This window comes from Sphingomonas bacterium, assembly GCF_903644055.1.
In the GTDB taxonomy this organism is placed as follows: domain Bacteria; phylum Pseudomonadota; class Alphaproteobacteria; order Sphingomonadales; family Sphingomonadaceae; genus Sphingomonas_I.
Genome location: NZ_CAHJXD010000121.1, coordinates 1 through 9,396, shown reverse-complemented (window position 1 = coordinate 9,396; position 9,396 = coordinate 1). Strand labels below are relative to the sequence as shown.

11 protein-coding genes are annotated in these 9,396 nt (G+C 67.8%); 5 read left to right on the top strand and 6 right to left on the bottom strand.

The annotated features are described in order from the left end of the window. Positions 1-90: 90 nt before the first annotated feature. Entirely contained in the window at positions 91-492 is a 402-nt protein-coding gene (locus HUU94_RS05170; protein ID WP_174274032.1) for a DUF1489 domain-containing protein, read from the bottom strand. A gap of 113 nt (positions 493-605) precedes the next feature. Here HUU94_RS05170 and HUU94_RS05165 point away from each other — a divergent pair, with 113 nt between their 5' ends. After that, the gene (locus tag HUU94_RS05165) at positions 606-1,625 is read left to right on the top strand and encodes an LLM class flavin-dependent oxidoreductase (protein WP_254601969.1); all 1,020 of its coding nucleotides are present in this window, start codon (positions 606-608) and stop codon (positions 1,623-1,625) included. A 28-nt stretch (positions 1,626-1,653) separates the two neighbouring features. Beyond that, positions 1,654-2,124: a peptidylprolyl isomerase gene (locus tag HUU94_RS05160; protein WP_174274031.1), complete on the top strand. Its 471-nt coding sequence runs from the start codon at positions 1,654-1,656 to the stop codon at positions 2,122-2,124. On the opposite strand, the gene HUU94_RS05155 is transcribed toward HUU94_RS05160, so the two are convergent. Beyond that, positions 2,099-3,010 (bottom strand): LysR family transcriptional regulator, encoded by a 912-nt coding sequence (locus HUU94_RS05155; protein WP_174274030.1) that lies wholly within the window; start codon positions 3,008-3,010, stop codon positions 2,099-2,101. The two genes, HUU94_RS05160 and HUU94_RS05155, sit on opposite strands and share 26 nt — an antisense overlap. Before the next feature lie 303 nt (positions 3,011-3,313). On the opposite strand from HUU94_RS05155, the gene HUU94_RS05150 reads away from it, so the two are divergent. Together HUU94_RS05150 and HUU94_RS05145 are read left to right on the top strand one after the other, a co-directional pair. Further along, positions 3,314-4,780, top strand: coding sequence for an MATE family efflux transporter (locus tag HUU94_RS05150; RefSeq protein ID WP_174274029.1), 1,467 nt, complete (start codon positions 3,314-3,316; stop codon positions 4,778-4,780). 1 nt (position 4,781) lies between these two features. Then, positions 4,782-5,402: a glutathione S-transferase family protein gene (locus tag HUU94_RS05145; RefSeq protein ID WP_174274028.1), complete on the top strand. Its 621-nt coding sequence runs from the start codon at positions 4,782-4,784 to the stop codon at positions 5,400-5,402. A gap of 29 nt (positions 5,403-5,431) precedes the next feature. Here HUU94_RS05145 and HUU94_RS05140 read toward each other — a convergent pair whose 3' ends face one another. Beyond that, on the bottom strand, positions 5,432-5,761 hold the full coding sequence (locus HUU94_RS05140; RefSeq protein ID WP_368039843.1) for a hypothetical protein: 330 nt from the start codon (positions 5,759-5,761) through the stop codon (positions 5,432-5,434). Between HUU94_RS05140 and HUU94_RS12765 the strand changes: the two genes are divergently transcribed. Next, complete coding sequence (locus HUU94_RS12765; RefSeq protein WP_254601967.1) at positions 5,760-6,632, top strand: DUF2171 domain-containing protein; 873 nt, start codon at positions 5,760-5,762, stop codon at positions 6,630-6,632. The two genes, HUU94_RS05140 and HUU94_RS12765, sit on opposite strands and share 2 nt — an antisense overlap. An 80-nt stretch (positions 6,633-6,712) precedes the next feature. Here HUU94_RS12765 and HUU94_RS05125 read toward each other — a convergent pair whose 3' ends face one another. From HUU94_RS05125 to HUU94_RS05115, 3 genes are all read right to left on the bottom strand, one after another. Then, positions 6,713-8,293 (bottom strand): carboxylesterase/lipase family protein, encoded by a 1,581-nt coding sequence (locus HUU94_RS05125; protein WP_174274027.1) that lies wholly within the window; start codon positions 8,291-8,293, stop codon positions 6,713-6,715. A gap of 46 nt (positions 8,294-8,339) precedes the next feature. Continuing rightward, entirely contained in the window at positions 8,340-8,789 is a 450-nt protein-coding gene (locus HUU94_RS05120) for a hypothetical protein (RefSeq protein WP_174274026.1), read from the bottom strand. Continuing rightward, positions 8,782-9,396 (bottom strand): alpha/beta fold hydrolase (locus tag HUU94_RS05115; protein ID WP_174274025.1); only part of this gene is annotated, 615 nt, incomplete at its 5' end. The genes HUU94_RS05120 and HUU94_RS05115, both read right to left, overlap by 8 nt.

Sequence of the window (9,396 nt, the reverse complement as noted above, 5' to 3'; positions counted from 1 at the left end):
CCAGAGCATGTCCTTCGATACGGGCTCTCGACAAGCTCGATCCCTACTCAGGATGAGCGGAGGAGTGGGTCAATCTAAAATCATCCTGCTCTAAATCAGACCCAGCGCCGCCAGTTCGCTCGCCAGCGGCGCGGGCATCGCCGCCAGTTCCTCGTCCGCACCATCGAAATCGCCCGGCGCATCGGCTGCGACGAGGTAGCGCCAGCCCTGATGCGCGCGGCGCGGGCGGGGGCGGACGGGGACGAGATCGGTCGAGAGCCGGATGCGGCAGCGGCCCTCCACCTCGTCGAACCCCAAAATCGCCTGCCGCGCGATCAACTGGTGGCGGATGATCCAGAACAGCGAACCGCCGATCAGCTCGACATGGCGGGTCGGGCGATAGCGCGTATCGATCCACGTCTCGCCGCCCGCCGCCTTGGCGAGCAGCCGTTCGCGCAGGATGCCGGTATCGTTGCAGCCGAACGCGATCCGGGTGAGGTTGAGCGGGTGCATGCGCTTCGATGTGGGCCCGGCATCCGAAGGATCAAGCGATCAATGCAGCCCGAACAGCGTCGCAAGGCCGAGGAAGGAGAGAAGCCCTTCATCCGCGCACGCAGCGCACCCATATGTCCATCATGACCTACCGGCTCTCCGTGCTCGACCAGTCCCCGATCGTCGAAGGCGCGACTGCGGCGGACGCGCTCGCCAACACGATCGATCTCGCGCGCCATTGCGATACGCTCGGCTACGACCGCTACTGGCTCGCCGAGCATCATGCCTCTCCCGGCCTCGCCGGCGCCGCGCCGGAGGCGCTGATCGGGCCGGTGGCGCTGGCGACGCGCCACATCCGGGTCGGTTCGGGTGGGATCATGCTGCCGCATTATTCGCCGTTCAAGATCGCCGAAACCTTTCGTCTGCTCTCCGCGCTCGCGCCGAGACGCATCGATCTCGGGCTCGGCCGCGCGCCGGGCAGCGACCAGCGTACCGCCTTCGCGCTCCAGCGCGACCGCAGCCGCCGCATGCCCAATGATTTCCCCGACGCGCTCGCCGAGCTCACCGCTTATCTGGAGGACGCGCTGCCCGAGGATCACGCCTTCGCGGCGTTGGCGAAGACGCTGCCCGGCGGTGGCGGCAATCCCGAGCTTTGGATGCTTGGCTCGTCGCCCGATTCGGCGCGTTGGGCGGCCGAGCGCGGGCTGCCTTATTGTTTCGCCGACTTCATCAATGCGGACGGCGCCGAACTCGCGCAACATTATCGCCGCAGCTTCCGGCCCTCGGCGCAGCGCGCGGCGCCGCATGTCATGGTCGCGACCTGGGCAATCGCCGCCGACTCGACCGCCGAGGCCGAGCGCCAGGCGCTGCCCTCGCGGATGATGTTCGCGCATCTCCTTAGCGGCCGCCTGATCGCGGTGCCCGAGATCGCCACCGCCGAGCGCTGGCTCGCCGAAAATCCCGCCCCACCGCGCCGGCGCACCACGCTCGGCACGCCATCGCAGGTCCATGCCCAGCTCGACGCGCTCGCCTCGTCCTACGAAGCCGACGAGGTGATGCTGGTCAACATCATGGCCGATCATGCGGCGCGGCGGCGCAGTTATGCGCTGATCGCCGCCGAATATGGGCTGGCGGAGATGCCCAAGGCCGCTTAAGCGCGCCGTCAAATCAGGAGAGCAGACCATGGCCGACCAAATTCTCACCCTCACGCTGGATGCCGGCGGCGACATCGGCGGCGATGTCGTGATCAGGCTGCGTCCCGATCTCGCATCCGGCCATGTCGAGCGGATCACCGAGCTGGCGGGCGAGGGCTTCTACGATGGCGTCGTCTTCCATCGCGTCATCCCGGGCTTCATGGCGCAGGGCGGCGATCCCACCGGCACCGGGATGGGCGGATCGAAGAAGCCCGATCTGAAGGCGGAATTCTCGAGCGAGCCGCACGTCCGGGGAATCTGCTCGATGGCGCGCTCGGGCAACCCCAACAGCGGCAACAGCCAATTCTTCATCTGCCTCGACGACGCGACCTTCCTCGACAAGCAATATACCGTCTGGGGCGAGGTGATTTCGGGCATGGAGCATGTCGACGCGCTTCCCAAGGGCGAGCCGCCGCGCGCGCCCGGCAAGATCGTCAAGGCGATTGTCGGAGAGGCTTGAGCTGCGGATCGGCGACTGCCTCGAACAGCCAGTCGTGGAACAGGCGCACCGCTTTCTTTGACAGCGCCGAGCGTCGCGATGCGAACCAATAGGAGTAGCCCGATGCCACCTTGTCCCCGAACAAGGCGGTGAGCCGATCGTCCTGCGCGAGCTGGACATGCTCCTCCAGCATGAACGCGATGCCCAGGCCCTGCGCCGCCGCCTCGAGCATCAACTGCCCCGAATCGAAATGATCGATCGCCATCGGCTCGAGATCGGGCTGGCCGATCGCTTCGCGCCAGTTGGCGAACAATTCGGCCATGTCGCGGTGGATCAGGATCGTCGCGCGCGCGATATCGCCGGGCGCGCGCAGCCGGTCCGGCCCCTCGTCGACACTGCGGGCGCCGATCGCCGCGATCCGGCTGCGCGCGATCCGGCGGCTGTAGAAGCTTGGCTCGATTTCGCGCGCGAGAATGATCGCGGCATCGATTCCCTCGCCCAGTCTCGTCAGTGGATGCGGCTGTGTATCCATGTCGATATGGAGCCGGGGATGACGCGCGCGCAATTCCGGCAAAAGCGGCAGCATGCGCTGCGCTGCAAAAAGCGGCGGCGTGCTCAAACGCAGTCGTAGCAGGTCCGCGTCGCCCATCGTCGCATCGATCGCGACCGACAGCGCGTCGAGCGGCGGGGCGAGGCGCGCGAGCAATTGCTCGCCGGTGCCGTTGAGGACCATCGCCTGATGCCGGCGATCGAACAAAGGCTGGCCGATAAACCGCTCCATCGCCTGAACGCGGCGGCTCAACGCGGGCGAAGACAGCGCGAGTTCCTCGGCGGCCGCCTTGACCGAACCCAATTGGGCGACCTGGACAAAGGCCTCGACGGCCGTCAGCGGCGGCAATCTGCGCACCGACCCTCCTTCCGGAACGGTTCAAACCGCCTCGATCGCGGTCGCCATTGCTTTAACGCCTGCTTGCATTTTTCGCAACCGCAACAATGTCGTTCGCACTTGCACAATAAATCGGAGCGGCAGATAAGGAGCGTGCCTTTCAGGCATCCTCTCCTAGACTTTAGGGCTGGTCCTTCGGGACCGGCCCTTTTTTTGTCCGCGAAAATTCTCCTGCACCTGGCTTCTCACCTTGGCGGATAACTGAAGGTATGGCGTGGACAGCCCTCGTCCGCGTTGCCATAGCGGGCCAACGGGGAATTTTCGATGACCAAGCCAGCCGAACGGCGCGTCGTGCCCGCGCGCGACCTGACGCGGGGGCCGATAACGCGGACGCTACTGCTGTTCGCGCTGCCGACGCTCGGTGCCAATGTACTGCAATCGCTCAATGGATCGATCAACACGATCTGGGTGGGGCGCTTCCTCGGCGAAAGCGCGATCGCGGCGACATCGAACGCCAATCTCGTGATGTTCCTGATGTTCTCGCTGGCCTTCGGCTTCGGCGTGGCGGCGACGGTGATCATCGGCCAGAATATGGGCGCGCACAACGTCATCGGCGCACGCCGCACGCTGGGTACGGCCTTCGGGCTGTTCACGATCCTTTCGGTGGCGATCGCGCTGGCGGGCTGGGTCGCGGCTCCCGGGCTGCTGCGCCTGCTCGGGACGCCACCGGCCGCGAGCGGGCTGGCGCTCGCCTATCTGCGGGTGATCTTCCTCGCGCTGCCGCCGATGTTTCTGGGGGTGCTGCTGAGCATGGCGCTGCGCGGCACCGGCGATTCGATGACGCCGCTGCGCTTCATGATCCTGAGCGTCGTTCTGGATGCCGGGCTCAATCCCCTGCTGATCGGCGGCCTCGGCCCCTTCCCACAGATGGGCATCGCCGGTGCCGCGACCGCGACGCTGGTCGCCAATTATGCGGTGCTGATCGGCACGCTGGCCTACATCTATGCGCGCGATCTGCCGATCCGCCTGCGCGGGGAGGAACTCGCCTTCCTCCGACCGGATCCCGCCCTGCTCAAGGTGATCCTGTTCAAGGGCTTCCCGATGGGCCTGCAAATGCTGGTGATCACGCTTTCCGGCATCCTGATGATCGGCTTCGTCAATCGCGAGGGCGTCGATACGACCGCCGCCTACGGCATCGCCCAGCAATTATGGGCCTATCTGCAGATGCCCGCGATGGCGATCGGCGTGGCCGTATCGACGATGACGGCGCAGAATATCGGCGCGGGAAAATGGGATCGCGTCGACCGGATCGCGCGATCGGGGGCGCTCACCAATATCGCGCTGACCGGGGCGGGCGTCGCCTTGCTGCTGCTGTTCGATCGACAGGCGTTCGCGCTGTTCGTCGGCTGGAACAGCCCGGTGATCCCGATCGCGCGGCATATCCAGCTCCTCGCGAGCTGGAGCTTCATCGTCTTCGGTATCACCTTCGTGCTCTTCTCCACGGTGCGCGCCAACGGCGCGGTGATGATGCCGCTCCTGATTCTCGCGTTCGGCACGGTGGCGTTGCGCGTCGGCTTCGTGCTGGTGTTTCAGCCGCGCGTGGGCAGCGATGCGCTGTGGCTGACCTTTCCGATCAGCTCGACGCTGACGGCGCTGCTCGCGTGGCTCTATTATCGCTACGGCGGCTGGCGCAAGGCGGGGCTGATGGCCGCGCCGCCGGCGGGCGAATTGCGCGACACGACCGCCGCCGACGGCGAGCCCGCCGGGCGGCTGCATCCGACGGCGGGGTGAGATGGACGGCATGCCGATCCTGCACGAATATGCCGCGTCGGGAAATTGCTACAAGATCCGGCTGACGGCGGCGCTCCTCGGCGTACCGATCGAGCGGCGCGGATACGATATCCTGCGGGGCGAGACGCGGACGCCCGCCTTCCTCGCGGAGGTCAACGCCAACGGGCGCATCCCCGTGCTCCAGATCGGCGATCGCTTTCTCCCCGAGAGCAATGCCGCCTGCATGTGGCTCGCCCATCGGAGCGCGCTGATCCCCGCCGATCGCTTCGACCATGCGGACATGCTGCGCTGGATGTTCTTCGAACAATATAATCACGAGCCCAATGTCGCGACGCTTCGCTTCTGGCGGGCATTCATTGGGGAGGCCAGGCTGAGCGACGCGCAACGCGGACAGATCGCGGGCAGGCGGGCGGCAGGAGAAGCGGCGCTGGCACTGCTCGACCGGCATCTGCGCGGGCGGCGCTGGCTGGTCGGCAGCGGCGTGACGCTCGCCGACATATGCCTCTACGCTTATACGCATGTCGCCGACGAGGGTGGCTTCCGGCTCTCCGGTCATCCGGCGATCGAGGCGTGGCTGGCGCGCGTCGCGGCGCTGCCGGGCTACCTCCCGATCACCGCCTGAGGCTCGGCTCGGTCGGAGCTGAAGGCTGGCTAGAAAATGCCGTGGCCGATCATCAGCCGCAGCGCGCCCACCACCAGCACGACGAGATTGAGGTTGCGCCCGCCGCGATGGCTGGACAGCGCGCCGATCGCGAGGCCGACGACCGCGACCGGCAGGATGAACCAATACATCCATCCCAAAAGCGGCAGAAAGGCCACGAAGGCCCAGACGAGCGCGAAGAGACCGATGAGGATCGAGATCAGGTTCATGCTGCTTATATCGGGATGATTGCGGTTGCTGCCAAGTCCGCCCGTAAAGTCTTGGCGGAACGGCTTTTCTCCCAGAATCGTTACGCGCTCGCAAAAAACAGGAGGATCCATGGTACAGGCATCGGAAATCCGGAAGGATATGGACGTCGTCGGATCGGACGGCGGGCATGTCGGCACGATCGATCATGTCGACGGTGATCGCATCAAGCTCCAGCGCCGGGACGCGCCGGATGGCGAGCATCATTATCTTCCGTTCTCGTCAATCGCGCGCGTCGACACGCGCGTGCACCTGACGATCGCCGCGGCCGCCGCTCTGGCGCTCGGCGTCGGCACTGCGGCGACGGGGGCGCACGAGGGCCCGCTGCCGCCGGTCCAGAACCGCGCCGTCGGCGGCAGCGCGCCGCGCGGCAACTTCTATCTGCCCTGGATTGTGGGGATCATCGGCGTGATCCTGCTTCTCCTGCTGCTGAGGAGCTGCTTCCAGCACAAAGAGGAAGCCGCCCCCGTCGCCACAGCGCCCGCGGTCACGCCGCTGCCCGTCGAGGCGGTGAAGCTGCCCGACGGCACGAGCGTCAACCTCGCCCCGCAAACGCTCAACTATGAGCTGCAACGCTATCTGGCCTCGAACGAGGCGGCGCCGCGCACCTTCACCTTCGACAAGCTCAACTTCGATACGGGTTCGGCGGCGATCCGCGCCGAGGATCAGCCGACGATCGACGCGCTCGCGCAGATCCTCGCCGCTTATCCCAAGGCGAAGGTCAGGATCGTCGGCTACACCGATGCCAAGGGCACCGAGCCCGCGAACGCCACGCTCGGCCAGCAGCGTGCCGAAGCCGTGGTCGCGGCGCTGGGTGCGAAGACGATCGCCAAGGATCGCACCGAGGCGGCGTCGGGCGGCGAAAGCAACCCGGCCGACACCAACGCGACCCCGCAGGGCCGCTTCGACAATCGCCGGACCGAACTGGTCGTGCTCGAGAAGTGACCTGACGTGGCGCCTGACTTATGACGAGGCGGTCGGGCGCCACATCGCTCTGAGGCAAAATAGCCGTATCGCCGATGTAATCACGGCCAGGCGAGCCGCCACGCGTCGGGCAGGCGGCCATTGCGGCGGAAGGATTGCAGGAAGCGGAAGCGGTCGGTCCCCGTCTCGGTGGCGGCCTGCGCTCCGGCGGGGGTGATGGCGAGGACTTGCGATCCCGGGCCCGCATAGGCCGGCCATGCCGGGAGGCCGGGGCCGTTCGGGTCGCCGCGGCGCGCGAAGTTGGTCCAATAGGCCATCATCTGGTCGGAGGTCTCGCGATCGCGTGCGCCTGGCGTGCCGATGCCGCGGCCCGGTGGCGGCGGGGACAGATTGCCGAAGACATATTTCACCTCGGCGGTATGGTTGGGTAGCGGCGAGTAGGGCGACGTGAATGAGAATTGGTAAGCGTAGACGCCCGTCCGCAGCAGCTTTTGCTGGAGACGGAGCAGTTCCCAAGTCTGCTGCGAAATGACCAGATCGCCGATCAGCGTATCGGCCGAAGCGGGATCGGCGGGGGGATAAGCGGCGGCCAAATCCGCCATCCGGCCAGCGCCGAATACCTTGGCTGCGGCCGACTGAAAGGCTTGCGGAGTTTCGTGCGGCAAGGCGCGCGGCACGAACAGCGGCGTCTGTTCGAGCGCGTTCCAGCCCGCCAGCAGCGGCACCCTGGCGGCCGCGCCGCGCTCGAACGCGGCGACGGGCGCCTCACGCAGCACATAGCCGTCGATGCTGGGCGAGAAAGCCGTCGTGAGCGGATCGCGCCGGACATCCCAGCGGGCTGCCGTGTTGAGCCGGTCGGCCGGCATCGCGCGGAGCGCGGCCAGATCGACCGCGCCGAGCCGCTGCTGGAACGCGGCGCCGCGCGCGAGCGCCTCGCGGTGCGTCTCCGGCGAGCCATGCTCGGTATCCCAGAAGGCGCCGCTCTCCGCGATCGCCTTGGCGAACAGCCCCCGCGCCGGGGGCGAGGCCATCAGCAGGCCGATGGCATGCGCGCCCGCCGATTCACCGAAGACCGTGACGTTCGCCGGATCGCCGCCGAACGCGGCGATATTGTCGCGCACCCAGCGCAGCGCGGCGATCTGATCCTGGAGCCCGTAATCGCCCGATGCCGGCCCTTCGCGATCGAGCGTTGGGTGCGCCAGGAAGCCGAGCACGCCGAGCCGGTAATTGAAACTGACGACGACGACGTCATGCCGCGCGAGCTTCGTCCCGTCGGAAACCGGCTGCGCCGAGGAGCCGAACTCGAAGCCGCCGCCGTGGATCCAGACCATCACCGGTCGCTTGGCCGCCCGCTCGCCGCCGGCCGGGGTCCAGACGTTGAGCGTCAGGCAATCCTCGCTCTGCGGCATCGCCGGCAGCCCCGGCAGCGGCGAGGCGAAGCAAGGCATGCCGAAGCGCGTCGCGTCGCGTGCGCCGGACCATTTCGTCGCAGGCCGGGGCGCGCGCCAGCGCAGCGGCCCGATCGGAGGCGCGGCATAGGGGATGCCCTTGAACGCGACCACGCCGCCCTCCAGCGCAGCGCCACGCACCCCGCCCGCCTTGGTGACGACGTCCACCCCCTGCGCCGTGGCCGGGGCGGCGGCCAGCGGCAGCAGGGCGAGCAAAGCGAATAAGTGTCTCATCATCGGCCTTGAATTGGAGGAGGTCGGCAGAATGGGTTGGCAGCCCTCAGCGGGGCCGCGCGCCGGTGCCCGCGAGCAGTGGATGGATATCGCGTCGTTCCACCTCGCCGCGCTTGCGCAGCCGGACCAGCATATCGTCGACCGACCGGCGGTATCCATCCCAGTCGGCGGTCACGCTCGTCGAGGGCCAGCGCGCAACGTGGTGTGCTGCCGCCTCATGATAATCGTGCAGCAATTGCCGGAACGCTTCGATCGCGGGCTTCGCCGCCGCGTCGGCCGTGGCGCGCAGATGCGGCAGGACCGCGCCGTCGATATGCTGGAGGTGGCGGCGCAGCGCACGCGAGAAACGCAGCCGCGCCGCCGAGAGCGCGGCGCCGTCGGGCAGCGCCGGCAGCGCGGCGAGGCGCTTCATCTCGAGTGCGCCGGCCTCGACCTCCTCGTTGATCGCCAGCAATTCCGCCAGGCGATCGCCCGCGGGCGCCACGGCATCAACCACGCCGCGCCTCCGCGTCTGCCATGAACGCGGTCAGCACCGGATTGAACGCGGGCATGAGATTGGGGAAATGGTTGGGTGAGGCGATGATCTCGTGGCGGCCGCCGCCGACCGATGCGACGCGCGCGCCGACCGCGTCGAACGCCGGGCTCCAGCCGCCGGTCACGACCAGCAGCGGCACGCCCGCCTGCCGGATCGTCTCCAGCTCGCCCCGAAGCGTTGCGGCGGAGGGCACCTTGAGCCTGGCGATGCCGCGGCCGATCGCCCGCAGCTCCTCGCGGCTCGATCCGCCGCGAATTTCGCTGGGGATGCCGACCAGCCTCGCGAAGCGTACCGCGCGGCGCTGTGGCGAGAAAGAGAAGATCAAAGTCGCGACCAGCCTGAGGACGAAGCGCCGGACCTGCGGATCGTCGATCGCGAGTTTCTGCATGCCCGGCTCGATCAGCGTCAGCGAGCGCACCGCTGCTGGGCGACGCGCGGCCGCCGCGAGCGCGACGCAGCCGCCGAACGAATGGCCGACGAGGTGCGCGCCGTCCCCGAGCAGGTCCGCGACCCAGGCGCCGTCGGCTTCGGCATCGTCGGGGCGGCCGGGGGCGGGGCTGCGGCCGTG

Coding starts and splice junctions, on each gene's coding strand:
- HUU94_RS05125 (WP_174274027.1), bottom strand. CDS start 8,293: ATGAGACACTTATTCGCTTTGCTCGCCCTGCTGCCGCTGGCCGCCGCC.
- HUU94_RS05150 (WP_174274029.1), top strand. CDS start 3,314: ATGACCAAGCCAGCCGAACGGCGCGTCGTGCCCGCGCGCGACCTGACG.
- HUU94_RS05165 (WP_254601969.1), top strand. CDS start 606: ATGTCCATCATGACCTACCGGCTCTCCGTGCTCGACCAGTCCCCGATC.
- HUU94_RS05170 (WP_174274032.1), bottom strand. CDS start 492: ATGCACCCGCTCAACCTCACCCGGATCGCGTTCGGCTGCAACGATACC.
- HUU94_RS12765 (WP_254601967.1), top strand. CDS start 5,760: ATGGTACAGGCATCGGAAATCCGGAAGGATATGGACGTCGTCGGATCG.
- HUU94_RS05140 (WP_368039843.1), bottom strand. CDS start 5,761: ATGGATCCTCCTGTTTTTTGCGAGCGCGTAACGATTCTGGGAGAAAAG.
- HUU94_RS05145 (WP_174274028.1), top strand. CDS start 4,782: ATGGACGGCATGCCGATCCTGCACGAATATGCCGCGTCGGGAAATTGC.
- HUU94_RS05160 (WP_174274031.1), top strand. CDS start 1,654: ATGGCCGACCAAATTCTCACCCTCACGCTGGATGCCGGCGGCGACATC.